Source organism: Rhizobium sp. NZLR1 (assembly GCF_017357385.1).
Taxonomy (GTDB): domain Bacteria; phylum Pseudomonadota; class Alphaproteobacteria; order Rhizobiales; family Rhizobiaceae; genus Rhizobium.
In genome coordinates, this window is record NZ_CP071632.1 from 2,771,751 (window position 1) to 2,798,199 (window position 26,449).

General features: G+C 60.6%; 32 protein-coding genes. 19 read left to right on the forward strand and 13 right to left on the reverse strand.

Going from position 1 to position 26,449, the window contains the following annotated elements; all coding sequences use genetic code 11:
* Nucleotides 1-40 precede the first annotated feature (40 nt).
* Nucleotides 41-508 carry a DUF3828 domain-containing protein gene (locus tag J3O30_RS13830; protein ID WP_164012128.1) on the forward strand — a complete coding sequence of 156 codons (468 nt, stop codon included), beginning with the start codon at nt 41-43 and terminating at the stop codon, nt 506-508.
* A gap of 101 nt (nt 509-609) precedes the next feature.
* Here J3O30_RS13830 and J3O30_RS13835 read toward each other — a convergent pair whose 3' ends face one another.
* On the reverse strand, nt 610-1,698 hold the full coding sequence (locus J3O30_RS13835) for a preprotein translocase subunit SecY (RefSeq protein WP_207580876.1): 1,089 nt from the start codon (nt 1,696-1,698) through the stop codon (nt 610-612).
* Nucleotides 1,699-2,420: 722 nt separating this feature from the next.
* Between J3O30_RS13835 and J3O30_RS13840 the strand changes: the two genes are divergently transcribed.
* Nucleotides 2,421-2,633, forward strand: a complete 213-nt coding sequence (locus J3O30_RS13840; protein ID WP_003540801.1) for a cold-shock protein — start codon at nt 2,421-2,423, stop codon at nt 2,631-2,633.
* Between the two features lie 183 nt (nt 2,634-2,816).
* Nucleotides 2,817-3,818, forward strand: coding sequence for a tRNA dihydrouridine(20/20a) synthase DusA (gene dusA, locus J3O30_RS13845; RefSeq protein ID WP_207580877.1), 1,002 nt, complete (start codon nt 2,817-2,819; stop codon nt 3,816-3,818).
* An 18-nt stretch (nt 3,819-3,836) separates the two neighbouring features.
* Here the strand turns inward: dusA and J3O30_RS13850 are convergent, their stop codons facing one another.
* On the reverse strand, nt 3,837-4,796 hold the full coding sequence (locus J3O30_RS13850; protein ID WP_207580878.1) for a trypsin-like peptidase domain-containing protein: 960 nt from the start codon (nt 4,794-4,796) through the stop codon (nt 3,837-3,839).
* A gap of 498 nt (nt 4,797-5,294) precedes the next feature.
* Here J3O30_RS13850 and J3O30_RS13855 point away from each other — a divergent pair, with 498 nt between their 5' ends.
* From J3O30_RS13855 to J3O30_RS13865, 3 genes are all read left to right on the forward strand, one after another.
* Complete coding sequence (locus J3O30_RS13855) at nt 5,295-6,131, forward strand: alpha/beta hydrolase (RefSeq protein WP_207580879.1); 837 nt, start codon at nt 5,295-5,297, stop codon at nt 6,129-6,131.
* A 553-nt stretch (nt 6,132-6,684) separates the two neighbouring features.
* Nucleotides 6,685-6,900, forward strand: coding sequence for a hypothetical protein (locus J3O30_RS13860; protein ID WP_207584331.1), 216 nt, complete (start codon nt 6,685-6,687; stop codon nt 6,898-6,900).
* Nucleotides 6,901-7,110: 210 nt separating this feature from the next.
* Nucleotides 7,111-7,593 carry a BA14K family protein gene (locus J3O30_RS13865; RefSeq protein ID WP_207580880.1) on the forward strand — a complete coding sequence of 161 codons (483 nt, stop codon included), beginning with the start codon at nt 7,111-7,113 and terminating at the stop codon, nt 7,591-7,593.
* 95 nt (nt 7,594-7,688) lie between these two features.
* Here J3O30_RS13865 and J3O30_RS13870 read toward each other — a convergent pair whose 3' ends face one another.
* The 3 genes from J3O30_RS13870 to J3O30_RS13880 all read right to left on the reverse strand — a co-directional run bounded on the left by J3O30_RS13870 (nt 7,689) and on the right by J3O30_RS13880 (nt 10,797).
* Nucleotides 7,689-8,588 carry a DUF3313 domain-containing protein gene (locus tag J3O30_RS13870; protein ID WP_207580881.1) on the reverse strand — a complete coding sequence of 300 codons (900 nt, stop codon included), beginning with the start codon at nt 8,586-8,588 and terminating at the stop codon, nt 7,689-7,691.
* A 185-nt stretch (nt 8,589-8,773) separates the two neighbouring features.
* Entirely contained in the window at nt 8,774-10,126 is a 1,353-nt protein-coding gene (locus J3O30_RS13875; protein ID WP_207580882.1) for a HAMP domain-containing sensor histidine kinase, read from the reverse strand.
* A complete protein-coding gene (locus J3O30_RS13880; protein ID WP_207580883.1) occupies nt 10,126-10,797 on the reverse strand; it encodes a response regulator transcription factor in 672 nt (223 codons plus the stop codon). Before J3O30_RS13880 ends, J3O30_RS13875 begins: the two co-directional genes overlap by 1 nt.
* 139 nt (nt 10,798-10,936) lie before the next feature.
* Between J3O30_RS13880 and J3O30_RS13885 the strand changes: the two genes are divergently transcribed.
* On the forward strand, nt 10,937-11,083 hold the full coding sequence (locus J3O30_RS13885) for a hypothetical protein (RefSeq protein WP_207580884.1): 147 nt from the start codon (nt 10,937-10,939) through the stop codon (nt 11,081-11,083).
* Between the two features lie 20 nt (nt 11,084-11,103).
* On the opposite strand, the gene J3O30_RS13890 is transcribed toward J3O30_RS13885, so the two are convergent.
* Nucleotides 11,104-11,637, reverse strand: coding sequence for an NADPH-dependent FMN reductase (locus J3O30_RS13890; protein ID WP_207580885.1), 534 nt, complete (start codon nt 11,635-11,637; stop codon nt 11,104-11,106).
* Nucleotides 11,638-11,840: 203 nt separating this feature from the next.
* On the opposite strand from J3O30_RS13890, the gene J3O30_RS13895 reads away from it, so the two are divergent.
* The 3 genes from J3O30_RS13895 (at nt 11,841) to J3O30_RS13905 (ending at nt 14,585) form a co-directional block, all read left to right on the forward strand.
* Entirely contained in the window at nt 11,841-12,842 is a 1,002-nt protein-coding gene (locus tag J3O30_RS13895) for an ATP-binding cassette domain-containing protein (RefSeq protein ID WP_207580886.1), read from the forward strand.
* A gap of 137 nt (nt 12,843-12,979) precedes the next feature.
* Entirely contained in the window at nt 12,980-13,780 is an 801-nt protein-coding gene (locus tag J3O30_RS13900) for an ABC-2 family transporter protein (RefSeq protein ID WP_207580887.1), read from the forward strand.
* Nucleotide 13,781: 1 nt separating this feature from the next.
* The gene (locus J3O30_RS13905; RefSeq protein ID WP_207580888.1) at nt 13,782-14,585 is read left to right on the forward strand and encodes an ABC-2 family transporter protein; all 804 of its coding nucleotides are present in this window, start codon (nt 13,782-13,784) and stop codon (nt 14,583-14,585) included.
* Between the two features lie 12 nt (nt 14,586-14,597).
* Here the strand turns inward: J3O30_RS13905 and J3O30_RS13910 are convergent, their stop codons facing one another.
* On the reverse strand, nt 14,598-15,119 hold the full coding sequence (locus J3O30_RS13910) for a helix-turn-helix domain-containing protein (protein ID WP_207580889.1): 522 nt from the start codon (nt 15,117-15,119) through the stop codon (nt 14,598-14,600).
* Nucleotides 15,120-15,209: 90 nt separating this feature from the next.
* Here J3O30_RS13910 and J3O30_RS13915 point away from each other — a divergent pair, with 90 nt between their 5' ends.
* Nucleotides 15,210-15,851 (forward strand): dihydrofolate reductase family protein, encoded by a 642-nt coding sequence (locus J3O30_RS13915; RefSeq protein WP_207580890.1) that lies wholly within the window; start codon nt 15,210-15,212, stop codon nt 15,849-15,851.
* Between the two features lie 29 nt (nt 15,852-15,880).
* Here the strand turns inward: J3O30_RS13915 and J3O30_RS13920 are convergent, their stop codons facing one another.
* Together J3O30_RS13920 and J3O30_RS13925 are read right to left on the reverse strand one after the other, a co-directional pair.
* Nucleotides 15,881-16,180, reverse strand: a complete 300-nt coding sequence (locus J3O30_RS13920; protein WP_207580891.1) for an AzlD family protein — start codon at nt 16,178-16,180, stop codon at nt 15,881-15,883.
* The gene (locus J3O30_RS13925) at nt 16,173-16,868 is read right to left on the reverse strand and encodes an AzlC family ABC transporter permease (protein WP_207580892.1); all 696 of its coding nucleotides are present in this window, start codon (nt 16,866-16,868) and stop codon (nt 16,173-16,175) included. Before J3O30_RS13925 ends, J3O30_RS13920 begins: the two co-directional genes overlap by 8 nt.
* A gap of 189 nt (nt 16,869-17,057) precedes the next feature.
* On the opposite strand from J3O30_RS13925, the gene J3O30_RS13930 reads away from it, so the two are divergent.
* Nucleotides 17,058-17,516 (forward strand): Lrp/AsnC family transcriptional regulator, encoded by a 459-nt coding sequence (locus J3O30_RS13930; RefSeq protein ID WP_207580893.1) that lies wholly within the window; start codon nt 17,058-17,060, stop codon nt 17,514-17,516.
* A gap of 301 nt (nt 17,517-17,817) precedes the next feature.
* Complete coding sequence (locus tag J3O30_RS13935) at nt 17,818-18,021, forward strand: hypothetical protein (RefSeq protein WP_207580894.1); 204 nt, start codon at nt 17,818-17,820, stop codon at nt 18,019-18,021.
* A gap of 26 nt (nt 18,022-18,047) precedes the next feature.
* On the opposite strand, the gene J3O30_RS13940 is transcribed toward J3O30_RS13935, so the two are convergent.
* Entirely contained in the window at nt 18,048-18,923 is an 876-nt protein-coding gene (locus J3O30_RS13940) for a helix-turn-helix domain-containing GNAT family N-acetyltransferase (RefSeq protein ID WP_207580895.1), read from the reverse strand.
* A 141-nt stretch (nt 18,924-19,064) separates the two neighbouring features.
* On the opposite strand from J3O30_RS13940, the gene J3O30_RS13945 reads away from it, so the two are divergent.
* From J3O30_RS13945 to J3O30_RS13955, 3 genes are all read left to right on the forward strand, one after another.
* Complete coding sequence (locus J3O30_RS13945; protein WP_207580896.1) at nt 19,065-19,877, forward strand: hypothetical protein; 813 nt, start codon at nt 19,065-19,067, stop codon at nt 19,875-19,877.
* A 77-nt stretch (nt 19,878-19,954) separates the two neighbouring features.
* Nucleotides 19,955-20,569 (forward strand): chloramphenicol phosphotransferase, encoded by a 615-nt coding sequence (locus tag J3O30_RS13950; RefSeq protein ID WP_207580897.1) that lies wholly within the window; start codon nt 19,955-19,957, stop codon nt 20,567-20,569.
* Nucleotides 20,570-20,597: 28 nt separating this feature from the next.
* A complete protein-coding gene (locus J3O30_RS13955) occupies nt 20,598-20,963 on the forward strand; it encodes a hypothetical protein (RefSeq protein ID WP_207580898.1) in 366 nt (121 codons plus the stop codon).
* Nucleotides 20,964-21,111: 148 nt separating this feature from the next.
* On the opposite strand, the gene J3O30_RS13960 is transcribed toward J3O30_RS13955, so the two are convergent.
* Nucleotides 21,112-21,615 carry an Lrp/AsnC family transcriptional regulator gene (locus tag J3O30_RS13960; RefSeq protein WP_246762671.1) on the reverse strand — a complete coding sequence of 168 codons (504 nt, stop codon included), beginning with the start codon at nt 21,613-21,615 and terminating at the stop codon, nt 21,112-21,114.
* Nucleotides 21,616-21,985: 370 nt separating this feature from the next.
* Nucleotides 21,986-22,576 carry a TetR/AcrR family transcriptional regulator gene (locus tag J3O30_RS13965; protein ID WP_207580899.1) on the reverse strand — a complete coding sequence of 197 codons (591 nt, stop codon included), beginning with the start codon at nt 22,574-22,576 and terminating at the stop codon, nt 21,986-21,988.
* Between the two features lie 111 nt (nt 22,577-22,687).
* On the opposite strand from J3O30_RS13965, the gene J3O30_RS13970 reads away from it, so the two are divergent.
* From J3O30_RS13970 to J3O30_RS13980, 3 genes are all read left to right on the forward strand, one after another.
* On the forward strand, nt 22,688-23,518 hold the full coding sequence (locus J3O30_RS13970; RefSeq protein WP_207580900.1) for an SAM-dependent methyltransferase: 831 nt from the start codon (nt 22,688-22,690) through the stop codon (nt 23,516-23,518).
* 335 nt (nt 23,519-23,853) lie between these two features.
* Nucleotides 23,854-24,768, forward strand: coding sequence for a 4-hydroxybenzoate octaprenyltransferase (gene ubiA, locus J3O30_RS13975; RefSeq protein WP_207580901.1), 915 nt, complete (start codon nt 23,854-23,856; stop codon nt 24,766-24,768).
* A gap of 22 nt (nt 24,769-24,790) precedes the next feature.
* Complete coding sequence (locus J3O30_RS13980) at nt 24,791-25,567, forward strand: phosphodiester glycosidase family protein (protein ID WP_207580902.1); 777 nt, start codon at nt 24,791-24,793, stop codon at nt 25,565-25,567.
* A gap of 38 nt (nt 25,568-25,605) precedes the next feature.
* Here the strand turns inward: J3O30_RS13980 and J3O30_RS13985 are convergent, their stop codons facing one another.
* The gene (locus tag J3O30_RS13985) at nt 25,606-26,421 is read right to left on the reverse strand and encodes an alpha/beta fold hydrolase (protein ID WP_207580903.1); all 816 of its coding nucleotides are present in this window, start codon (nt 26,419-26,421) and stop codon (nt 25,606-25,608) included.
* Nucleotides 26,422-26,449: the final 28 nt, after the last annotated feature.

Sequence of the window (26,449 nt, forward strand, 5' to 3'; positions counted from 1 at the left end):
CGTTTCGGTTATGATTTCTGCTCATCCGAGGAGAGCCCGCATGCGTCTTCCCACATTCATCCTGGCCCTTGCCGTGTCGGCGCTTGCAGCCTTGCCCGCATCGGCCGAGACCTACAAGACACCGAAGGCGTTGCTCAAGGCGCTCTACAGTTACAACACCGACAATAGCGACGCCGAGGCGCCCTCGCCTTATTCGATCTTTTTCTCCGACCATCTGAACGAGCTGCTCCAGGCCGATCTCGACAACACGCCCGATGGCGATGTCGGCGCGATCGACTTCGATCCCGTCATCGCGGGCCAGGACGGCGCGGCGAGCGACGTCAGGATCGGTCAGCCCATCCTGCTGGATAATAAGGCCGAGGTGGAAGTGCAGTTCGAAAACGGCGACGAGGTGACGCTCTTCTACACGCTGGTGCGGCAGCACGGCGGCTGGAAGGTCGACGATATCGCCAATCAGAAGGGGAATAATCCGTGGAGCCTAAGCGCTTTGCTGGGTGATGCGCAGTAGCGGTAGCTATAGCACCGAAAGAGCAAGTGCCGCACCCTTTACTCGAGCACTAACGAGGGGAACTGGCCGAGAGAGCTAAGCGTTTCCGTGAGTTGAAGCGATCATGAGTCAGTCTGGGCTGAGACATGAGGTCTCAATGAGCCTTCCACTTTGACTTTATCCCGGTCCTGAAGCCCAAGGGCTGTGACCGTCAAAACGATGACTCCGATGGCGCCTGGGCTGACTGGAAGCTGAATGAATGCACTTACAATAGCGCCGGAGACGAGCAGCAATATCTGGATCAAGGCGATAATGATTGCGATCACAATCAGACGAATATTCGCGACCTTGAGTCTCCTAATATAAGAGAAAACAACGAGCGGGATCAGGATCGATGCTATTGCGAGAACGATAACTTGCAGGGTCGCCCCTTGCGCTGCAGCAGCAAGACTTGGGGCAATGAAGGCGATGACGCCCAACACATAAACTGCAGCGGTGATAGCAAGGACCGGCGGCCAGATGAGAATTTCCTTGGGCTCGACCGCTTCTCCTTCGACGACGCCAGTTTCACGACATGCCGATCTCCACAAGACAGACGTTACAACCACGGCCGCGACCGACATCACGAGATAAACCGCGACGATCAGCCATTGCGTCGAAGGCACGGCTCCGGTTCTCGTCATTTCGACTGACATGATTACGTTGTTTGGTAGGCCTAACAGGATTGGAATCGAATAGACCGGCCAGAAGCCGTCGCGCAGGCCCGCGATCCTTATCCGGTCGGAAAGAAAGATCGTAAACGCCGTCGCGCCCATGTAGGATGCAATCGTGAGGATGGTGAAATTAGTCACCTCGTCATCGACGAGAGGCGTCGCGGCCAAGCCGCCTGATATGCCGCAAGCCTGCATAGCCGCAACGACTAGCGCGATCACAACGACAACAGCTCCTGGGCCGATGTTTCCGCTTTGCTTGTCCTTCCGCTTGAGCCAAGGAAAACCGATCAACCGTGCAATTTCCGCAAGTCCCAGCGCGGCGTAGAGGGGCATCAGTCCGAGGGCTAGGATCGATACACGAGAGAGCATGCCGGAATCGACAGTGTAACTCTGGCCGGTAAAGGCATCCAAATCGATCCCAGGGAGTGGGACGTGCAAACCCAGCACGTAAACGATGCCGACAAACGCGAAGGTGATGACCGTTTGCCGCGAATCCATTCGACTTCCTTCGGTCACCGATCTTGATGGTTCGCGTCTCGCGAGTGCCATCCATAGCGTGTAGTGAGTCCGATCATGCGAAGTCAAGGACTTCCGAATCGGACTTAAGCACTCCTTGCATTCTGGCCACCAACCGGTAGCGCTCCATGATTTTCTTCCAAAGTGCCCGGCCTGACTATTTGGCTAGCCAGCACTCCAGCTTGGCCGAGTTCCAATCAATTTTCGTGGAGCTTCGACCACTCGGTCCAGCTTGGTCCTCTCCCGTACCCTCTCGGTCACGTTCCGAAAGTCTCCAAAATCTGAGGCTTGCGGGCTGTGACCAAATCCTGTTTGCCGACGCCACCACCGCTCATCCCGTTTCGGAACGGAATCCCGCTCTGGCACAGCCATGCAAGGAACCGCTAACTCTTCCTCAAGTATCTGAATCTTCGACATTTCCTGCCATCGATGCGGGCATGCCAAAATAATCCCACTTGCTTTTTGCCCGAAAAGCTGCCACCAATTTGATACTCGGGCATTTGCATGCCGGTGACTGGACAGATGTGGTAATCCCTTCCGTTTGGAAGGCGGCGCGGGACTACCCGCCTACGTAGACGTTCTTTCCCCGTACGTGACTTCTCCGACTGACCCTTCGTCCCCATCGATCGGGGCGAAAGCTAAAGCCGTCCGCTTCCTCTCGGGGGCGCGGATACTACACAGACTAAGGGAAAAGGACGATCCCAATGGCCACCAAGGGCACCGTAAAATTCTTCAACCAGGACAAGGGTTTTGGTTTCATCACGCCGGACGGCGGCGCAAAGGACGTTTTCGTCCATATCTCTGCGCTGCAGGCTTCTGGCATCCAGTCGCTGCGCGAAGGCCAGCAGGTTACCTTCGACACCGAGCCGGACCGCATGGGCAAGGGCCCGAAGGCCGTCAACATCTCGGCTTCGTAAGTCAGACTTCCGCTTCGGCGGCATGAACGGCGCTCCGCAAGGGGCGCCGTTTCTGTTTGCAGCGTCACCGTCATTTGTCGATCGCACCGCCAGATGTTATATGCGCGCTGAAGAGATGGTCCCGCCCCCGCGGCGGTGCGGGGCCCTTGCGGCACCCAGAGAACAACGAATTATGGAACGTCGATGACGCAGAAGAGCCCGATTTTTGCGGTCGCCCCGATGATCGATTGGACGGATCGGCATTGCCGCTATTTCCATCGCCAGATCAGCCGGCAGGCGCTGCTCTATACCGAGATGGTGGTGGCCGATGCGATCATCCACGGTCCGCGCGACCGGCTGCTCGGCCATGACGCCGCGGAACATCCGCTGGCGCTGCAACTCGGCGGATCGGACCCGGCCAAGCTTGCCGAGGCGGTGAAGATCGCCGAACCCTACGGCTACGACGAGATCAATCTCAATGTCGGCTGCCCCTCCGACCGCGTGCAGTCGGGCACCTTCGGCGCCTGCCTGATGCTGACGCCGGAGACGGTGGCCGAATGCGTCGGGGCGATGAAGGCGGCAGCGACCGTGCCGGTGACAGTGAAATGCCGGATCGGCGTCGACGAGCAGGAGCCGGAACAGGCGCTGCCGGCGCTGATCACCCGCGTTCTAGATGCCGGCGCCGACGCAATCTGGATCCATGCCCGCAAGGCCTGGCTGAAGGGCCTGAGCCCGAAGGAGAACCGCGAGATCCCGCCGCTCGACTACGACATTGTCTATCGGATGAAGCAGCGCTGGCCCGACATCTTCATCGGCATCAACGGCGGCATCCGCACGCTTGATGAAGCCGCCGCCCATCTCGAACATGTCGACGGCGTCATGCTGGGCCGGGCCGCCTACCAGAACGCCGCGATCCTTTCCGAAATCGACCAGCGCTTCTTCGGCGCGCCGGCGGGCGAACCGGATTGGGAAGCGCTGCGTGATCGGATGATGGCCTATGCCGAACGCCACATCGCGGCCGGCGGCCGGCTGCAGCACGTGGCCCGCCATATGGTCGGCCTCTTCACCGGCCTGCCCGGCGCCAGGCGCTACCGCCAGATCCTGTCGACCGATGCAGCCAAGAGCGGCGCCGGGCCGGAGGTGCTGGCGGCGGCCTTTGCGGCTGTCGATTTTTCAGGGACGGAGCAGGAGGCGGTCAGCGCCTGACGTGAGGTGATGTCTTTGTCAGGGCGTCCGCGCCGTCGGCAGCAGGGTCTTCTTCACGATCCGGCCTGCTACTGAAAACACCAGGATCTCGGTATCCCTCTCGATTCTGCTGCCATCCATCAATCGGACGATATCATCGACGCCGCCGACCGGACTGCCGTCGATAGCGAGGATATAATCGCCCTCCTGCAGCCCTCCCTTTGCCGCCGGCCCTTCCGGCTCGACGCGGCGGATGCGGACGGAGGTCGTCTGCACCGTGCCCGCCGCCAGTGCCACCCGGCGCGGCAGCACGATCGTATCGCCTGAAATACCGATGAAGGCGCGCCTCACCTGGCCGTAGCGGAGAATTTCCGAAACAACGAAATTGGCCGTATTCGACGCCACGGCAAAGGCGATGCTCTGCGCGCCCTGGATGACGGCGGTGTTGACGCCGATCACCTCCCCGCTGGAAGACACCAGCGGTCCGCCTGAGTTGCCGGGATTGAGCGCCGCATCGGTCTGGATGACATCCTCCATCAGCCGGCCGCTGGCTGCCCGCATCGACCGGCCGAGCGCTGAGACGATACCGGCGGTGACAGTCCACTCGAAACCGAGAGGATTTCCGATCGCGATGGCGATATGGCCTCGGCGCAGGCGTTGGGAATCTCCGAGCTTCGCCCAGGCGCCGGTGCTTGTATTGGCGCGAATGAGGGCGATATCGGTATCGACATCGCGGCCGAGCACACGGCCCTCGGTGACGAAGCCATCGGGCGTGGTAATGCGAACGACCTTGGCGTCGTCGACGACATGGCTGTTGGTGATGATCAATCCATCAGGCGAGATGGCAAAGCCCGACCCGTGCCCCTGCCGGCCACCGACCCTCTCGATCCGGCTGACGGCCGGCCCGACCGTGTCGACTGCTGCCGCGATCGATTGCGAATAGACATCGATCAGCGCCCCGTCATTCTGAGGCGCTATCGCCTTGTCCATGTAACCCATGATTTAATCCTCAGGCGGGAGTAACGGTCGTCCGCGGCCAAAGCGGTCTCGGTTGCGACGGTTCGCCATCATACTGTTGTTGAGGATTAGATGGTTGGGCGTCGACCGGCGTTCAAGTGAGCGTGGGCGGCTGCCTGAAATTGCGGGAGCACGCGAACATAACTAGCCGGACAGATATATCGAACTACCCGGACAGATATCTTGAACGAACGGAAAAAAACTGGCTCATTGCAGACGTTCGCCCGTGAAATCAGCTGCCGTCGCGACGCCATCAAGCCTGTTGCGGCGACCATCGCACCGGGCCATACAAACTTCTGTCATATCAACATAATAGAAAAGGGTATTCAATAACAACATCAGCATATTCCGCCGGTGTTACCTCACGCCCCAGCTTCTTGCTCAAGCCTTCGGGGCAACGGCGCTCGTAGTCTTGCCAATTCCGCCGGCGACGGCGCAAACTTCCGACCGCATCAATCCAATCAACCAAGGAGCCATGACATGAGCACAGTCACGACTAAGGACGGCGTCGAGATCTTCTACAAGGATTGGGGGCCGAAGACTGCCCAGCCGATCATGTTCCATCATGGCTGGCCGCTATGCTCCGACGACTGGGACGCCCAGATGCTGTTCTTCCTCGAGAAGGGCTACCGGGTCGTCGCCCATGACCGGCGCGGCCACGGCCGCTCTACCCAGGTGGGCGACGGTCACGACATGGATCATTACGCCGCCGATGCCGCAGCCGTCGTCGAGCATCTCGATCTCAGGAATACCGTCCATATCGGCCACTCCACCGGCGGCGGCGAAGCGACCCATTACGTCGCCCGCCATGGCCAGCCGCAGGGCCGCGTCGCCAAGCTCGTCATCATCGGCGCCGTGCCGCCCATCATGGTAAAAACCGATGCCAATCCCGGCGGCCTGCCGATCGAGGTCTTCGATGACCTGCGCAGGCAGCTCGCCGCCAATCGCTCGCAGTTCTACCGTGACCTGCCGGCCGGCCCGTTCTACAGCTTCAACCGACCGGGTGCGAAAGTATCGGAACCGGTCATCAACAATTGGTGGCGCCAGGGCATGATCGGCGGCGCCAAGGCGCACTACGACGGCATCAAGGCCTTCTCGGAAACCGACTTCACCGAAGACCTGAAGATCATCACCGTGCCGACCTTCGTCATGCACGGCGACGACGACCAGATCGTGCCGATCGCCGACTCTGCGTTGCTCTCGTCCAAGCTGCTGCAGAACGCCACGCTGAAGGTCTACGAGAAATTTCCGCACGGCATGTGCACGACCCATGCCGACATCATCAATCCGGACATCCTCGCTTTCATTAAGGAATGATCCGTCATGCCGCGGGCGCCGGTGAGGCGCCCGCGGCATGACTTGACCGCCACGACAGATTTGAGCACCCGTCGGCTGCAATAGACGGGCGACGCCGACCACCTCGATTTTTTGAGAGCGGCTCCCTCGTTTTCTCATGAAACCGTTTTCGCCGATTTGCGTTTAGCGGCCATGACAAGAGAACGTGAACCCTCATCAAAGGCTTACCGGCAGGATCGCTTCGAAAACACCGAGCGAGCCGCCAAGGAAACCATCGAAGCAGAGCAGCGGGCTCGCCGCGAGAAAACCAAAAGGCTGAAAGAACTGCGTCTGTCGCAGCAAAGCGGCAAGGACCCCGCAACCAGGTAGATTTCCATGCTCGCGCTGCCTGTCAGGCCGACACGACCATCGGTCTCATACCCATGCGCACTGCCCTCGTCCGTATCCTTCCGGGCGTGCGCGCCCCGAATTGTTTTTGAATATCGGACGTTCGCCCATCTTGCAGAGCAAGGATCACGAAATTATCTTTTTTTCACCGATAGCGATTCACGGCATCGAAAGAGGGCAGATTGCGATGTCAGACAAGCTGTTCAGTACGCGTGACGAACCGCTCGCATCCGAAGATCTCGATGTGTGCAGGCGTGTCCATGAAGCGCTGTGTAGAGAGCTCCAGATTGACCGATCAGGCGAGGAAGCCGCCCGTCTAGGCGCACTTATCATCGAGCTCTACCGGCAAGGCGTGCATGACGAGAACCAGCTTCGATTGCTGGCCGGCGGGAAGCGAACCTGATAACGCGCAACCCGCTATACGCTCGAACGCAGCATTCTTTCCGGTCTCCGGCAGGCCGCGACCCACCGCATCGACCGCCGTTGGCCGAGTCCCATTTTACCCCGCTGCGTTAGCAGATGCGCACATACATCGCGCCTTTCATCCCAAAATGAAACCAAACCCCTTCCCGTGCGTTACCCCCTCGAACATCCGTTACCCAAGGTGAGAGAAATGAACAGATTCGCCATCATTGCCCTGTCGATAGCGACGGCTTTCTCCGGAATGCCGGCCTCGGCAGGCCCTGCCTTCGTGCCGAGTCCGGCGCAATCGGCGCAACCGGCGTCTCAAAGTGCCGCCCATATCATGACCGTCGGCTGCAACAACTTCACCAATTGCCCTGGGCAGTTCGGTAATGATCACAGGTGGTACCGAAACCGCCACCACTATCGCGATGGCAGCTACTACCGCGACGACCGCTATGGATGGGATCGTGGCTATAATCGTCACTATCACCACCATGACAATAGCGGCGCCATCATCGGCGGGCTCGCTGCCGGCGCGCTCATCGGCGGCATCATCGCCTCGCAGCCGCGCGCCTATTCTTCACGCGCCTACAGCTCGCATGCCGACTATTGCTACAGCCGCTACCGGTCTTACCGCGCCTACGACAATACCTTCCAGCCGAGCTACGGCCCGCGCCGCGAGTGCCAATAAACCGATCCACCCGTCAACAGCGAGCCTCGCATGAAAATGCGGGGCTTTTTGATGCCGCACGGGCAACGCCTGGGGCAAGACTGAGCGTGTATCTCTCAGTAGGTCGCCGCCGGTTTCGGCTTCTTCTCGGTCCATTGCGGCGGCGCGCCGTATTTGGCGGCCACAGCTCCCATCAGTCCGGGCGACCGGCCAAAGGCGTCGCAGGCGGCGTATTTCGGTTTTCCGCCGAGCCAGGATTTCATTCGCTGCCCCGACGGCAGCGAGATATCCAATCCCTTCGGTTCCTTGCCTTTGATCAGCATGCGGGAAAATTCGCTGCTGAATTTCGACGCCAGGCCATAGGCGTCGCCGACTTCGGAAACGCGGGGAGTGTTCTGCAGCGAGTTTGCCCCGCGCGACCAGACGATCGCCGCCCGCTGCACACCATCGCGGTCGACGGCCTCAGCCTCGACCGCCAGTCCACCGAGGCCGGCCGGCAGCCGCGGCACGCCGACGGGCAGCACGAAACCGGTGCCAACCGTCACAACGGTGGAAACACCCGCCATCGCCTTATTGGTCGGTACAATGTCGGTGACAACGGAGCGGATCGTCAGGTCCGCCGGTTGGCCTGAAGAGACCAGCTGATATTTGTCGCTGAGCGAAATGCAGAGCGCCCGGTCCAGCGCGTTCGCCACCATCACCCGGTCGGCGTCCGATTTGACGCGGGTCGCGGCGCTGAAAGCGAAGGTTGTCGGCACGATATTCACCGTCTTTGCCGGGCTAAGGCGCGTCCCATCGACATAGACGCGCGATTTCGACAACTTGCCCTTCGGCGGGCCGAGATTGCCGTAGAAGGAAAGCGTGCCGGCCCCCTTGAGGGGCACCGAGCTGCACCCTGCCGCTGTCATGGCAAGCGCCACCGGCAAGGCGAGAGACAAGCCCCTCGGAGCCTGTAGGAAAGAAAATGAAAATGGATTGCTGCGCACGCTGTCTGGCCTCCGTCGCCGATAGCGCATAACCCCGAAAATCGAAATCGATTTCCGGAAAGGATTATGCGCAGGTTTAAAGCGCTAGAGCGTCCTTGGCGCGTCTTGTAAGACGCGCCGCGCTCTAGTCTCAGGCGAAAGTGGCGGTCGAGAATTGCCGCAACATTACAGGTCGCTTCCGGCGGGCGGTTGCGGCTCAAGCCAGCCTGACCTACCTATGCGAGTTCGATCATCACTCGTGTCCCGGCTGCACTGCTCTCGATGCTGACCGCGCCGCCATGGTTTGCGGCGACCTGCTTGACGAGGCTGAGGCCGAGACCGGCGCCCTTGCTTCTTGGAGTGACGCGATAGAAGGGCTCGAACACCAGTTCGCGATGTTCGGCCGGAATGCCTGGCCCCTCGTCGGCGACGCTGATCCTGCCGCCGCCGGAAGCCGAGCGCGATATCGCGACCGTGATCATGCCCCCATTGCCGCCGTGGTCGATGGCATTGCGCACCAGGTTGCTGACCGCCCGCGGTAAGGCGGAAGGGCTGCCGCGGCGTTCAAGGCTCTCCACCTCGCTTTGAAAGCAGATCTGGTAGCCGCCCGCGATTGCCAGTGGCGCGAGGTCGGCAACCACAGTGCGGGCGATGCCGACGAGATCGACCGTTTCGTCAAGATCGGCCGCCTGGTCGTTTCGCTCGAAATCGAGCAGCTGTTCGGCCGCCTCGGCCAGCCGCGCCACGTCGTCGAGCAGCCGCTGCCGCTCGCGGCCATCGGGCATGCCGTCGATACGCGTCTGCATGATGGCGATCGGCGTCCGCAGCTCATGCGCCGCATCGATCAGGAAGCGCTGGCGTTTGCGGAATTCATTCTCCAGCCGCTCCAGCGTACTGTTGAAGGCGGTCACGAGCGGCGACACTTCCCGGGGAATGCCGCTCACGGGAAGGCGTGCGCCCTGCCGGCGCGGCTCGATTGCCGCTGCGGCACGCGCCACGTCGCTGATCCCCCTCAGCGCCCGCCCGACAATCCGGGGCACAGCAAAAAAGACCGCCGGCAGAGCGACCGCCAGCAGCGGCACATAGATCGGATAGGTCTCTGTGAGCATGGTCAGGAAGGTGGCGCTCCGGCTCGGGTTGCCGCCATACATCACCCGGAAAGGCCCGATCCCCGTCTCGACACTGTCGATCGAGGCGCTCTCGCCGGTAAAGGCGGCACCGCGTATATCGGCCTCCTTGATCAGGTGCACATAGGGGCCAAGCACCTGATAGGCCTCCGGCACGGCGCCATAGGAAACAGTCTGCCCGTCCGGCGCAGCTACGACGAACCAGAGCCTGTCGCTCTCGGCCTTGAAGGCGCTAAGGCGCGGGCTGTCGACGATGACGAGCTTGCCCTGCGTATCGCGGATCAGCGCCTCATCGAGCGCTGCGGTCAGCCTGTATTCCATGGCGACGTTCGGCGAGAGGATCATCGCCCCGTAAACGCAAAGGCCGACGATGACAGCCGCCACCACGGCGACGAAAACGATGCTGAGCTGCCAGCTGAGCCGCCACCAAAGCGACGGATTGGCGTATTGCACCTTGGCCATCATTCTTCCTTCATGAGATAGCCGACGCCGCGGATATTATGGATCGCGACACCGGCGCCGGCATCGATCAGCCGCTTGCGCAGCCGCGAAATATGCGCATCGAGCGCATTCGACTGGATTTCCTCTTCGTAATTATAAACCGCCGCCTCCAGTGTCGAGCGGAGCACGGTCTTCTCCTTCCTCCTTGCAAGGGCGGCCAGCACCAGAAGTTCGCGTCGCGGCAGGTCGAGCGGCACCGTTGCGACAGTGACGCTGAGATGCAGCGGATCGATCACCATCCGCCCGGCGGTAATCTGCAATTCGGCAAGACCCGGCGCCCGCCGCAGCACGGCCCGCAGCCGCGCCATCAGCTCTTCGACCAGGAACGGCTTGCCAAGATAGTCGTCGGCGCCCAGGTCCAGCCCTTCAACCCGTTCCTTCGGCTCGTTGCGCGCCGTCAGCACAATGATCGGCGTATCCTTCCCCGTCCGCCTCAGCTCTGGAATGAAGCTCAGCCCCTCTCCATCGGGCAGGCGCCGGTCGAGCAGGATCGCGTCGTAGAGGTTCTGCCGCGTCAGCTCGACGGCATCGGCCAGGTGCATCGTGTGGTCGGTGACGATCGCATGTTTGCCAAGCGCTGCCGACAGCGCCTCGGCCAGCTCCCGCTCGTCTTCTATCAACAATATCCGCATCGCCCGCCTGTTCTCTTGACCTTCCCTCTGTCCGCCACAAGGGTTGCGGCAGCATTGCGGAGCTTGCAAGGCAGCCGGTCATGCTGCCGCAATTGTTGAGGTCCAGTACAAAGGACATCCGCGGCATCTGGAGATCAAGATGATCCGACCTATCCTCCGTTTCCTCAAGAGGCATTTCCTCTCCGCCTTCATCCTCGCCGCGCTGCTCGCAGCCCCGCTCGTGATACTGCACACGCTCCAGGAAAAAACAGCGTTCGAGAGCGGCCTGCTGATGGAGATCCGATGACCGGGCGGACCTCAGGCGATTTAGCCGGCTGCCTTGCAATAGGCCGAGAAGGCCTGAAGATAGGCCTGCACCCTCAAACGGTTCTCCACCGTCGCGACAGCCCGAAACACCTCGGCCGGTTCCAGCTTCATCAAAGGAAGCCGCAGAAAGATATCGTCCGCGAAGCGGTCGGTGATGGTCGCAAGGATCGTGCGCAGACCTGCCAGCATGTCATCGCCCCGATGTGATGCGTGCAGCAGTGCAACGGGCCTGTGGACGATCTGCTCTCCTGACACCAGCCAGTCGATCGCATTCTTGAGGCCGCCGGGAATGGATCGCACATATTCCGGGCTGGCGATGATCACCCCGTCGCTCCGAGCGATCACGTCGATGAAATCCCGCACCGCCGCCGGCAGGGATTCCCCCTCGAGATCAGGCGAGAATACCGGCAGGTATCCCACGCCATCGAAGATCGCAATCTCGATCTCACTTGGTGCGACGACGCTGATGGCCCGCAGCATGGCCGTATTGGTGGAATCGCGCCGAGCGCTGCCGGATATTGCGAGAATCTTCATGACCCCAACAGCGATCGATTGATCACCGCTGTCAACGCAAAAGGCTGCGGCGCCGCGCGTGTTTTCGGATGCGCGAAGGATGCCGCAGCACTTTGAATTGGGCGATTGAGTGACAGCCAAAAGCGACTTTTGCTTGCACTGGCCGAGCCCGGCGTTAGCCTGGGTTCCAATCCTCACAGCTGCCGAGTCGGCGGGAAATACATATGACGGCTTTGATCGAAGCCCGGGGCGTCAGCAAACGCTTCCGGCAGCACAAGAGATTTCCGGGCTTTCTGGGCGCGCTAAAGACGCTGGTGACGAGCGAATATACAGAGGTTCTGGCCGTTTCCGACATCGATTTCGACGTCGCGGCCGGCGAAGCTGTGGGGTATCTCGGCCCCAATGGCGCCGGCAAATCCACCATGATCAAGATGATGACCGGCATCCTGGTACCGAGCGCCGGCACGCTTACCGTGCTTGGCCGCACACCGCATCTCAAGCGAATGGACAATGCGCGCGAGATCGGCGTTGTCTTCGGCCAGCGCAGTCAGCTGTGGTGGGACCTGCCGCTGGTCGACAGTTTCACCTTGCACCAGCGCATCTACGATATATCAGCCGCCCGCTATGCCGATAACCTCCGGCGCTTCAGCGAGCTGCTCGACCTCACGCCCTTTCTCGACCGCGCGGTGCGCCAGCTCAGCCTCGGCCAGCGCATGCGCGCCGAGATCGTCATGTCGCTGCTGCACGATCCGAAGATCCTCTTTCTGGACGAACCGACCATCGGGCTCGACGTGGTCGCCAAGGATGCGGTGCGGCGCTTTCTTGCGGAGATCAACCGCGAGCGCGGCGTCACCATCATCCTCACCACCCATGACCTGCAGGACATCGAAACCATCTGCCCGCGGCTGATCATGGTCGATCACTCGAGGCTGATCTTCGACGGCGAATTGAGGAGCCTGCGCGGGGCATTGGGCTCGGCCCGGCGACTGACACTCGAATTTGCCAGCGATCCGGGACCTTTGCCGCTCAAAACGGCGTCGCTGGTCAGCGACGAGGGCCTGCGCAAGAATTATCTGATCGAGCGCGAAGACATATCGCTGGTCAAAATCCTTTCGGAGGTGGGAAGCGAGCGCGACCTCAAGGATGTGGCGCTGCACGAGCCCGACATCGAAGAGGTCATCCGCACCTTCTACCAGGGCCGCGACGCCCGGGCGCGAGCATCATGAGCGCTTATTTCGCCTTCACCCGCAGTGCCCGGGCACGGACACCATGAGCGCCTATCTCGCCTTCACCCGCAACGCCCGGGCGCGGACACCATGAGCGCATATCTCGCCTTCACCCGAAACGCCCGGGCGCGGGCACCATGAGCGCTTATTTCGCCTTCACCCGAAGCGCCTTCCACGCGCAGCTCGCCTACCGCAACGAGGTCTGGGCCAACATCTTCGGCAAACTGGTGCAGGTCGTCGCCCGCGTCGCCATCTGGCTGGCCGTTTATGCCGGCGTCGGCGCAACCGTGGTCGACGGCGTCTCGCTGCAGCAGATGGTGACCTATGCGCTGCTCGGCGGCGCAGTGATGGGCGCCACCCGGCCTGAGAGGATCATCGGCGAGATCGGCCGGTCGCTCAAGACCGGTGACATCGCTGTCTGGTTGCTCAAGCCGCTGTCCTATCCGCTCTATCTGTTCGCTAATGAATCCGGCAGCTTTTTCTATCGCCTGGCAACGCAGGTCATCCCGACCGTCGCCTTCACCGCATTGTTTTACGGCATGCTGCCGCCGGCAAGCCTGTTTGATGGCCTGATGTTCATTGCCTTCTGGGCGCTGTCCTTCGTGCTCGTATTTCTGATGTCGGCGGTCTCCGGGCTCGTCGCCTTCTGGCTGATGACGAGTTTCTCGCTGGACTGGATCCTCGGCGCCCTGCTGCATCTCTTCTCGGGCCTGCTGGTGCCATTCTGGTTCTTTCCCGAACCGCTGGCGACGATTGCCCGCCACCTGCCCTTCGCCTGGGTCGTCTATTATCCGAATGCGGTCTATCTCGGCAGGCTTTCGGCTGCCGACACCTGCCTTCATCTCGGCCTCGGCCTTGTCTGGGCCGGAGTGTTCCTCTTGGGCGTGCTCTGGCTGTGGCGCTCAGCCTCCCGCCGCATCACCGTGCAAGGAGGCTGACGTGCTCATTCATCACCTCCGCGTCATTCCGTTGCTGGTGCGGATGCATGTCCGCTCAAAGATGGAATATCGCGGCGCTTTCTGGCTCGATCGTTTCGCGCAGATCCTTTCCTATGGCAGCGTCTTCGCCACCATTGGCATCCTGCTCGCCCGCTTTCACACGCTGGGCGGCTGGACCTTGCCGGAGCTGGCGCTGTTGTTCAGCTTCCAGCTGCTCGCCTATTCTCTCGGCGCCGCGATGAGCTTCGTGCAATTGCGCGACCTTGAAGAACTGGTGCGGCTCGGCACTTACGATACGCTGCTGGTCAAGCCATTGAGCCCCTGGGCCTACCTGGTCTTTTCCGGCCTCAATATCGGCTATGCCGGCCATGTCATCCTCGCGGCAGCGCTGATGGGCTGGGCCATTCTGTCGGTCGACTTCACCTGGTCGGTTTGGTCCGTGTCGTTCCTCATTGCCACGCTCATCAGCGCGACGCTTTTGACCGGTGCGCTGATCACCATGATCGGCGCGACGGCGCTGATGTGGGTGCGGTCCAACCATTTGTTTTCGATCTTCTTCGGCTTTTGGGAACTGACCCGTTACCCCCTTAACATCTTTCCCGGCGGCATCCAGATCACCCTCATCACCGCGGTTCCGTTGGCCCTGACCAGTTCGGTCCCGGTCGGCGCCCTGCTCGGCAAATCTATCCCGCTCCTTGGGGACTGGGCCGGGCCAGTGGCGCTCGCCGCCGGCCCCGTTTGGGTGTTGATATCGATCGCTCACTGGCGATACGCCACCGGCAAATACCAGGGCGCCGGCGGTTGACCTTTCTCGAAATCAGGAGACCGGCGCCGACGATTTTGCGCGGACCTCGAGGAACGCCGCCGTCAGCTTCGCCAGCACCGCCGAAGTGCACGTGCCGTTGGCTCCACCGATCGGATCGACGATATGGATCTGCCGGAGATCCTCCATGAATTCGTCCCAGAGCGGCGGCCCGCCTTCTTCGAGAAGCTGCGCGCGGATGCTCAGTTCCTCGCTGACAGGCAGATGGCGCCGCCCCCAGGCGCCGATCATGGCGAAGACGGGAACAAGCTGGATGGCCGGCTCCTCGAGGCTGTAGATTGCTTTCTGGCTGTGGCTCGGATCGTCCCGCTTGCTGATAAACCCGAGCGAGAGCAGGCGCTTCAGCCTGGCTGCTAGAATGTTGGAGGCGATCCCCTCCTCCGAATGGGTCAGCAGATCGCGGAAATGGCGGCGGTTGCCAAACATGATGTCCCGGATGATGATGAGGGTCCACCTGTCGCCCAGCACTTCCATCGTCAGGTTGATCGGGCAGCCCGAGCGCAGTTCGACATCCACCAGGCATCTCCTTCAAAAAACTGGTTGCATTATAGGATCACTTATGCGACAAAACAACCAGTTTTAATTTGCAATCAGATGGAGGAAACCATGTCCAAGGTTCGTGTCGCAGCATTTTCCCTTTCCGTGGATGGTTTCGGCGCCGGGCCGGAGCAAAGCATGCAAGATCCACTCGGCAAGCGCGGAACTGAGATGTTTCAATGGTTTTTCCATACCCGCACGTTTCGCGCGATGCAGGGAAAGGACGACGGCTCGCAAGGAATTGACGAGGATTATGCCGCCCGTGGCATGGCCAATTTCGGCGCCTTCATCCTCGGCCGCAACATGTTCGGCCCCATCCGCGGCGATTGGCCTGATAAGGCCTGGAAGGGCTGGTGGGGGCCAAACCCGCCCTACCATGCGCCAACCTTCATCCTGACGCACTATCCCCGCGAACCCCTCGTCATGGAGGGCGGCACGACCTTTCACTTCGTCACCGGCGGCATCGAGGACGCCCTTGAAAAGGCGAAGGCCGCGGCCGGCGGCAAGGATGTGAAGATCGGCGGCGGGGTCAGCACCGTGCGCCAATATCTTCAGGCCGGCCTGATCGATGAATTGCATTTCGCCCTCTCGCCCGTCGTGCTCGGCAAGGGCGAAGCAATGTTCACCGGCATCGACCTGCCCGCTCTCGGCTTCCGCGTCGCCGAGCATGTCGCCACCGAACACGCCACGCACATCGTGCTCGCAAAATAAACGAGCCGCCGATCGGAATCGGCATTCGTTCACACCAGCGCGTGCCGCAGGATGCCTGCGGCGGCAATGGCGATGATGACGGTCGGCAGCACGGGCAGCCGGGCTGCCGCCAGCATCGTCACCGCAAGAGCAATCAGATCCGCCGGCCGGCCGGTGACGAAGTCGGGTGCGATGACAGTGATCAATACGCAGCCCGGAGCACTCTCCATGACGATGCGCAGGCGCGGGCCGAGCGCGCGGTTGCGCAGGAAGAGATAGCCGCCGATGCGGGTGAGATAGGTGACCGTCGCCATCAGCACGATCGCGGTGAGGTAAAGCGGATCAGCCATCGGCGCGCGCCATCAGGAATGCCGCGGCAACGCCGGATAGCGCGCCTGCCGGAACATACCAGGCCCCCGGTAGCGCCAGGTAGGTTGCAGCCGCGAAGAACAGGCTGACGAGCCAGGGAAGTGCTGCTTTCGCGCCCTTCCACATGCCGGCGAGCATCACCAGGAACACGGCCGGAAACGCCATGTCGAAACCGTATTCGGTGACGTCGCCGAGGATCGGTCCGACCAAGACGCCGATGGTCGTGAAGATGACCCAGCAAAAATAGAGGCCGAGCGCCACGCCGAAGAAATAACCCAGGCTGAGATTGGCCCGGGCCTTCCTCGCATCCGCCAGTCCCATCGCCCAGCTCTCGTCGCACATGAAGAACAGCGCCATCAGCGCCTGTCTTTTCGACAGATGGCGAATGAAGGGGGCAAGTGCTGCTCCCATCAGCAGATGCCGGCTGTTGACGAGAAAGGTGATGGCGGCGATGAGAAGCACGTGCGGCGGCGAGGACCAAAGCTCCACAGCGGCAAACTCCGATCCGCCGCCGAAATTCAGCCCCGTCATCAGCGGCACCTCAACGGCCGTAAATCCCTTGCCGGCGGCCTGCGCGCCGAGCACCAGCGCAAACGGCACGAAGCCCAGCATGATCGGGATCGCCGCCTTCAGGCCGCGCCATGCCTCGGATCGCCCTTTTGCGGGCATGCTGATGTCTTCAGAGATGCAGTCCGTCACCTCGGTAACCCTTGTTATCGAAAGCGTGCCGCGAACAGCGGTGCGTCGCCTGAATTATTATCGCAATCCCGAGAGCGATTGGTTGCGTTCTCAAATATGTATTGCCATTTTATTGGCATCCCGTGCCAATGACTAGCCAATCACGAGCAGAGGACGCCAATGAAGCTGGATTCCATAGATCGCGCCATACTCCGCGTCCTGCAGCAGGACGGCAGAATCCAGAACACCGAACTGGCCGCCAAGGTCGGACTGTCTCCGTCACCGTGTCTGAGGCGCGTCAGGATGCTCGAAGAAGCCGGGATCATCAGACATTACGTCGCATTGCTGGACCCGGTGAAGCTCGACATGGGCTTCAGCGTATTTGTCCGCATCTGGTTGTTGGCTCAGGACGAAGAGACGACGGCGGCCTTCTGCCGTGCGGCGGAGAAGCTGCCCCAGATCGTCGAATGCCATCTGATGGCCGGCGACTGTGATTTCATCCTCCGGGTCGTGGCTCCAGATCTGGACGGCTACAGGCGCTTCCAGATGGAACACCTCGGCCGCATCGAAGGCGTCCGCAACATCAAGACGGAAATCCCGATGCAGAAGATCAAGCAGTCATGGCAGGTTCCGGTCTGACGACCGTGAGAAAAAGAACAAGGCGCCGGCATTCTTCAATTCGCGCGCATGTCCGTCGAGATCTACGAACGCTCCGAGGACGCATTCCTCGAAACGTTCTGTCTTGAGCATGATGCCGATCGACAAGCTCAGATTGCCAGAGGATACGGGCGTCCGGCCGGGCAGGCACCAAACCGTGTCAGAGAAATAGCGGTGGTGTAGCTGGGGAATGAGCGTAGAGTGAGCGCCATCGGCCCATCGGCATCGGCACTTCCGCTTGAGAGACCATAGGTGCTCTTGCCGCTTTTCGGATGGCACGACGATGCTCCTATCGCTCATCTCACTCAATGATGATGAAATAACAATCGTCACCGATGCAGTTCGGCTATGGTGCTGCGAGAGGAAGCTCGACATCGACAGCATCGAAGGGCGCCGCGCCATCACCATTGCCGTCGATCTCATCCAGATGAACACTGACCGCGACAGGCTTTTTACCGAGCTGTCGAAGCAGTTGGACCACCAGTAGGACCCGACGGCGGTGGCTCGAGAGGCTTAAAGTCGCTTTTCAAAAAACGTGTCGGGATATGGGTCGTCATTGAACCGGTCGATCTCATGCCAGCCGGTTCCGCGATAGAGCTGTTGCGCCTCGGAAAGCGCACTGTTCGTATCCAGACGGAGGAGCTTGACGGATAGCTCGCGGGCGATGGTCTCGGCGGCAAACATGAGGCGTGTTGCGAGCCCGAGGCCACGCGCGGAGGGGGCGACCCAGAGCCTTTTGATCTCCGCGACCTCGCCACCGCTACCCTTCAACCCGACGCAGCCGATCGGCAGGCCATCGGACAAGGCCACCAGGAACGCACCGCGCGGACGGGTCATATCCTTGGCGTCGGGATCGCGGGACAGCGATACATCGAAGCCCTTCTCAAACCGGCGTGAAAGTTCGCCGTAATATTCGCTCAAGCAATAGCTGGCGTCCTCGTGCCGAGGGTCCGTCTCCTCGATCACGATCTGGTCGCGCCTCAGCGAGGAAGCAACGATGTCCATGGCGCGTAGGAGTTCTTCCGGGCGGCGATGGCGTGCCAGAAATCCCTCCGCCTGCGCATTGGAAAGCGCTTCATAAGCCTGGAACTCGGACTGACCGATTTTGGTCAATCTGGCGATGCGGCGACGCGCGTCCTGAGGGTTCGGCACCGTCTCGATGAGCCCCTCCTCTTCCAGACTGCGCAGCAGACGGCTCATCAAGCCCGAGTCCAGACCGAGGTAATCGCGGATCACGGCAACATCCGATTGTCCCCGTCCGATCGAATTGAGCACGCGGGCAGCCCCGAGCGGACGCCCGCGCCCGAGGAAAGAGCTGTCGAGAGCGCCGACTTCGGAAGTGACGGCACGGTTGAAGCGACGGACGCGGGAGACAGGATCGCAAGCCATATTATCTGACTTAAGTCAGATAATTGATCCTGTCAATTCTGAGATCAAAAGCAGAGGTCTCGCCGGTCGGCGGTTTGCAGCCATCTTGCGGATCCCCATCCCCTCGCCTAAGGGATGGTAACGTCCCGCAAGGCCTCCCCCGTGTTCCGTTTTGCTCTCCACGTCCTGATCGTTCTCCTTCTGACGCTGCTCACGCAGATCAGCGGCATCGCCTATCTCATCGCCTTGGCCGCGTCGCGCGCCTGGGGCATCCGGCGCTTTCTGACGAAGCTCGCCATCTTCCTGTTTTGCTATGCCGGTGCGACATTTGCCGCGAGCCTCGCAGCCCCGATGGTCGGGCGGGTACCCCTCTCCTGCATATCAAGCGCCACAGACAGGCTCGTGGTCCGCTCCCCGATCTATTGCCTGCTGAACCGCAACTACGTCACCCCTCACCTGCGCGATCTGGCAAAAGCGCTTGCCGCCCACATGAACGAGGAATTTCCCGGTACCGTCACCGTCGCGCTGGATGCGAATTTCCCCTTCGTCAACGGCTTTCCGCTGCTGCCGCACCTTTCGCATGCCGACGGAAAAAAGCTCGACTTCGCCTATTATTACAAGGATGCGGACGACGCTTTCCTGGATGGCGTCACCCGCTCCCCGATCGGTTATTTCGCTTTCGAGCAGCCCGCGCCGGGCGACGAATTGCCATGCCAAGGGCGCAATGACTGGCTTACCACACGCTGGGATTTCGACGCGCTGCAGCCGTTGTTTCCGGCCTATGGCATCGAGGAGCAGCGCACATCGGCCGCGGTCGCCTGGCTGACGAGCGAAGGCGTGGCGCGCTTCGGCCTGCAGAAGATCTTCATCGAGCCGCATCTGAAGAACGCGCTTGGCATTACCAACAGCCATGTCCGCTTCCAAGGCTGCCGCGCCGCCCGCCACGACGACCATATCCATATCCAGGTTGAATGAGCGTAAGCTGGGAGGATTGAAAAGCCCTAATGCGCCACACGGACTATGTCAGACGAGAGTGGGGAGGTTTGCTCCGTATGAATATTTTCATTCTGCTGATCGGTTTTCCAGGCGTCGGGAAACTCGCGATCGCCAAAGAATTGAGCCCCCTTTTTTCCGCAAAGATTGTCGACAATCATTGGTTCAATAACCCGATACTGCGCCTCATCGATGATGACGGGACATCTCCCCTCCCAAACGGAATATGGGAATACACCGGAAGAGTTCGGCAAGCCGTCTTGGATGCGATCGTCGCCTATGGCGCGCCCTCGGCAAACTTCATCTTCACGCATGCCGGTATTGAAGGCGATGAACGCAGCATGCGCACTTTTCAACAAATTGCTGCCGCGGCTCAACAGCGCCAAGCCTTGCTGGTGCCGATCCGATTGCTCTGCGACGAGGATGAGTTGGCACGCCGCATTTCTACACCCGCACGCCGCGTCCACTTAAAATCAATAGATGTAGAAGCCTCGAGAGAACGCAGCCGACGAGCTTGCGTTCTCGATCCTCAACATCAAAATACGCTCGTCCTGGACGTAACTTTCGCATCACCGGGGGAAAGTGCGGACGCTATTCGAAACCATGTTTTGAACGCCGCATCTAGCCGGAATGTCGCAACCATCTCTGCCGCAGGTGATGGGATGGAGCAATAGGCCCTCATCGGCCCAGGGGAGACATGCCATGAAAGCCCTCTCGATCCTCTTGCTGATCGAAACGTGCCTCTATGCCACTGCCTCGCTCACCCATGCCGGCTTTATCCTCGAAGGACACGAGCATCACCAGGCGATGATTGCCGAAGCGGTGATAGCCGCCGCTCTTTTGCTCGGCCTGATCTCGCTTGTCCTGAACCGGCGATGGAGCCGAACGGCGGCGCTTTGCGCCCAGGCCTTCGCCCTCCTCGGCACCCTCGTCGGCGCCTTCACTATCGCCATCGGCGTCGGGCCACAGACCACGCTCGATTATATCACCCATGGCGCGATGATCCTGCTCCTGGTCTTGGGCATCATCTGGCTGACGAGAACCAGCAACCCTCCTCCCCGTGATTAGTGCCGCTCTCTCGCCAGCCTCACTGAGGTGCCCCTATCCCAGGCGCACCCTCTCTCCGGCCTCATCCTGAGACGCCCCGCAAGGGCCTCGAAGGACGGCGCTGGCCACCCGACGGCACCCATACGACGGGCAAGGCGCCACGCGTGACCTATCGCAGCGGCAGCTCGTAGCTTCGCTTAAGCGTTTCCATCGGCACGTCGGTCTTGACGCTGAGGACGCTCGGAATGTGGGTCAGGTGGTCGGCCTGAAAACGCCAATAGCTGTGCAAATCGGTGGTGACGATGCGAAGCACGGCGTCGCACTCGCCCGTCGTCAGGTAACATTCCATCACCTCGGGAAACCGTCTCACGGCTTCGGCGAAGCGCAGGGCGACCTCGGCATCCTGGGTCTTGAACCATACGCGGGCAAAAACCGTCAGCCCCGCCCCAACCTTTGCCGGATCCAGCACGGCGACATAGCGATCGATGATCCCGGCTTCTTCCAGCAGCCGCACGCGGCGCAGGCAGGGCGAATGTGACAGGCCTACCTCCTTTGCCAGCTCGACATTCGAAATGCGCCCGTCGCGCTGAAGTACGCGCAGAATGTGGCGATCGATCGCATCGAGTGCATCCGACGGCGAATTGAAAGCTTCCAGCGCAGAACCAAATTTCAAACGATTTTAAAAATCCCACCCGAAAAGCTAATCGATTTTAATTTTATTATTAAAATTTTCTTGTTGCAGCGCAAAAAAATTTAACCATTATTTCTGTAGACGCTCAGGTTGTTCGTTGGAGAAACTCGCATGACTGTGACATTTCCGCTATCCGAGAAGCGCGACGCAGAGTTATTGCTGAAGCACTTGACGTTGCACAAACTCAGCTGTCCGGGAAACTGTGTCGTGTCGCTCAAGGCGTACGTCGCCCACGTTTCTTCCTCTCATACCACGGCACTCGGTACCGCTCGTACCGCTTGGTAATGATCGAATGTCTTGGGCTCCTTGCCGAATGTTCGTGCCTTTCGCTTTTGCTCAAGGCGTCGACCGCCTATCTCGCTGCAGGCAGCCTCATGCCGGCGAACTTCAGGATATCCTCGATCTTCGTGTCGAGATCCGCGTCGGGTTCGACCTGGCCGTCTATCATCAGCAAGGCAAGGCCGTGCGTCAACGACCAAAGAAAGAGCGCGGCAATCGGCACATCCTCAGGCGTCAGCCGTTTTTCCAGATCGTCCTTCATCTGCCGGTAAACCCGCGCCCGCGAGGCGCGGATCGCTTCATTTCCTTTGGAATAGGCCTGAAAACTCTCCCCGAACATCAGCCGATAGAGGCCCGGATTCGCGCGGGCAAAGGCGACATATGCGATGCCGCCGGCAAGCAGGTGTCGCCGGGGACCATCCAGGGCGGCATCAATGGTTTCGCTGAGTTCGGCAAAGCCTTGTTCGGCAAGTGACGCCGCGATGGCGTCAAGGCTGTTGAAATAATGGTAGGCCGCCGGAGCCGAGACCCCGGCGCGGCGACCGATTTCCCGCATGCTGAGCGCCGCCGGGCCTCCCTCCTCGATAAGCGCCCTTGCCATCGCCAGTAACGTGGGGCGCAGATTGCCGTGATGATAGCGGGTCGCTGTTTTATCCCTAGTCATGTCTTGATCTAATCTTTACATCGTTAAAATCGTGTTTTAACCTGCCCGCGATGACAAGGGTCAGCTACGGTCCGGGCGTCGGGACCAAGGTTTACAGACAACGAGGCTTTCATGCGAGCATCGGAACCAAGCCGCACCGCGCTGGGCGCTGCAGCCTACAGGGCGGCGCACCAGAACGTCGATGGCGGCGCAATCTTCTTCGACCCCTACGCTCGCCGGATACTCGGTGAGGAGGCGAGCGCCGAGGCTGACCTGAAAGCCCGGGACCCCTCTACGCGATCCTTTCGCCTCTTCATGGCGGCACGCAGCCGATATGCCGAAGACTGCCTTGCCCTGTCCGTAGCAAGAGACGTCCGGCAGGCAGTTATCCTCGGCGCCGGGCTCGACACCTTTGCACTGCGCAATCCCCATGCCGGCCTGAAGGTCTTCGAAGTCGATCATCCTGCCACGCAAAGCTGGAAGCAGACGCGGCTGAACGAAACCGAGCTGACGCACGCCCCGCCGACATTCGTTCCGGTCGATTTCGAGCAGGAAGATCTCAAAGAGTGCCTCGTCGCGTCCGGCTTCAAGCTGGAAACGCCATCCTTCTTCATCTGGCTCGGCGTCGTGCCCTATCTCAAGGAGGCGTCGGTCTTTTCCCTGCTGCGCTTCGTCGCCGGCCTGCCGAGCGCATCCGTCGTCTTCGACTACAGCGAACCCCTCGAAAATTATTCACCCGAACGCCGTGCCCGCGCGGCGGAAATGGGATCGCGCACGGCTGCGGCCGGCGAACCGTGGCTGACACACTTCGATCCGAAGGAAATCTCCGAGCGATTGCTGAGCCTGGGGTTCGTTTCTCTGGAGGATCTCGGCCCCACCGAAATGGCAAAGCGCTTCTTCGGCCTGCCAAGGGATGCACCGGATCGCGGCGCTGGCCCGCACGTCATATGGGCGGGGAGATAGGAATAGTCGTAACGATTGAATTGCGACACTTGGACCTCAGCGTTGTAGATGACAGCATCCAGCCGGCTCACGCATAACCGGCGTATCCATTCGGCAGGTCATGCGGGCGGGGATGTTAAAGCATGTCGCGGAAAAGTTTGCAGCGGTTTTGCGGCAACGACATGCGTAAAAACAAAGAGCTAAAGCGCAAGGAGGGAATCTGAAAGATCGCGACGCGCTTTAGTCACGGCAGACTGCCGTTGCAGTGCTTGCAAAAATTCCTATTCTCGGCGTCACCGATGGCGATGAAAAGCTGAGGCATCCGGTTTATTGCGATAGGAATTTTAGATCACATCATGACGACACTCAGCCGCCCTGATCTCAGCGACATCAACCATGGCGACTGGGTGGATCGCCGGTTACCGGCCGCATGGCGGCCATACACGCGACTGGCGCGGCTCGATCGCCCGGTCGGAATCTGGTTGACGCTTTTCCCATGCTGGGCCGCCCTCATCCAGGCATCGCACGGTCTGCCGAACTTCTTGCAGTTGGCGATCTTCTCTCTCGGCGCCGTGCTGATGAGAAGTGCCGGTTCCACGGTCAACGACATCGCGGATCGGAAGTTTGACGGCCATGTGGAACGGACTCGCTTCCGGCCCCTTGCAAGTGGGGAGCTCCGCACCCTGCACGCCTTCGTCTTTCTGGCCGTGGAACTCGTGGCTGCGGCATCGCTTCTACTCTTCCTGACACCCTATACGTGCCTGGTGGCAATCTCGGTTCTGCCGCTGGTCTTCATCTACCCGCTCTGCAAGCGCTTCACCCACTGGCCCCAGGCCGTCCTGGGTGCAGCGTTCAATTGGGGGATGCTGATGGCATGGGCCGAGCTTGCAGGCCATATTCCGGCCGGCGCCGTCTTGATGTGGGGCGGGGCCATCGCCTGGCAGATCGGTTATGATACGGTCTACGCCTATGTCGATCTGAAGGATGATACCCGCCTCGGCCTGAAGTCGACGGCAATCCTGTTCGGCAGGCACGGCAAGATGTGGATCGGCTTGTTCTATGCTCTGGCCGTCGGGGCCTGGTCGCTCGGCGGCTGGCTGCTGGACATGTCGCCGCCTTATGCAATCGGAATGCTGGTCATCGCCGCTCATCTCGCCTGGCAGACCCGGCGGATCGACCTTGCCCGCCCCGACCTGAATTACCGCCTCTTCCTCGCCAATATCCTGACGGGCGTGCTACTCGCCTGCACGGCTTTGTCGGGCACATTTTGACGAGGTCGAGACCGTGAGACCAATGACCTATCTGAAACAGGGCATGCTCGCCGCGGCCATGATGCTGACAGCAATGATGATGTCCCCACATCGAGCGCATGCCGGACAATGCGAGCGGGAAACCTTTGAAGATGCGGCATACGTCGTCTGCACATTGGACCTTGAAAAAGCCGACCTCCGCCTGTTCTGGAAGGGCGCCGATGGCGCACCGTACCGCACCTTTTCAAGCCTTGCCGAAGCCGTTCACGCGGCGGGGAAGACGCTGGTGTTGGCCGTCAACGCCGGCATGTACCGGGCCGATTTTTCGCCGATGGGACTGTATGTCGAAAACAGCAGGGAATTGAAACCCGCCAATACCGCAAAGGCCGAAAGCTCCGCCAGCCAGGTACCCAATTTCTACAAGAAGCCGAACGGCGTGTTCTTTCTGAGTGAAACCGGCGCAGGCATCCTCCCTACAGATGAATTTCTGAAGCTTGCGCCCAAAGTGCGGTTCGCTACACAGTCCGGCCCGATGCTTGTCATCGCCGGCACGCTGAACCCGATCTTCATCCCAGGCTCGACGGATCGAACCCGCCGAAGCGGTGTCGGCGTCTGCGCGGCCGGCACGGTTCGCTTGGCGATCAGCGAAGACGGGGTGAATTTCGACGATTTCGCGCGGCTCTTCCGCGATAATCTGAAATGCCCCGACGCCTTGTTTCTCGATGGCGGAAACGGTGTCGGGCTTTACCATCCGGCAATGGGCCGCAACGACCGCTCCTGGCACGGCGGTTACGGCCCGATCCTCGGGCTTGTCGAATAGAACCGGTATTCATTGAGGCGGGCGTTGAGCCTTGTGCCTCATCTATCATCCGGCCGGTCACCAAAAAACCTTGCCGTGGCCGTGATCAGCCGGTCCAGCATATCGACGTTCTTACAAGTGTTGAAAATGTGATCCATGGGAGCCTCCCAAACTTGGTGTGCCCCCTTATGCGCCCGAGCGAACTTTGCCGCTGTTCCCACAGGAATGGCGGTATCCAGGCTGCCTTCGGCAAGGAAAACCGGGCCATCATACTTAGCAATCTCGTCCAGCGGATCCAGGCTTTCGACGTCGGCAAAGAAGTCATGGCCGAGAGTCATGGACGAGCCCCACGGAAGTTGAAGCTTGGTGGGCGATCGGTTTTCGAGCGCCCGTTCATACACATCACGCCCAATCAAGGCTGGAAAGGATAGTTTCGGCTCGCCGACAGGGGCCCAGAGCGCGACCGCCGCTGGTCGATTTGTTCGGCCCGCCGCCACGGCAGCAACCAGGCCACCCTGGCTCCATCCCAGCAGAAAGATCGCATTCGGACCACCCGACGGCAGATCGCTGACGAAGTCCATGGCGGCGATGCAATCCTCGATTTGGCGATTATATGTCGTGTCCTGAAAGCGTCCGCCGCTTTCGCCGACACCTCGAAAGTCAATCCTTAGGCTCGAAAAACCGAGAGACGCGAGCTTCTCCGCCGTATGCGTGAAGATACCGGTGCCGGTCTGAGAAATCATGAGTTCGTGCCGCGTTCCTCCGAACCCATGGAGAAGCACGACAATCGGTGCGTTTGCCGAGGCCGTCAGACGCAATGTTCCGACAACATGATCCCCACCGACCTCAAAGTTTACCGTTGCCTCTGCCGCCATTGCTTCCTCCGAACCTCCCCGTCAAAGC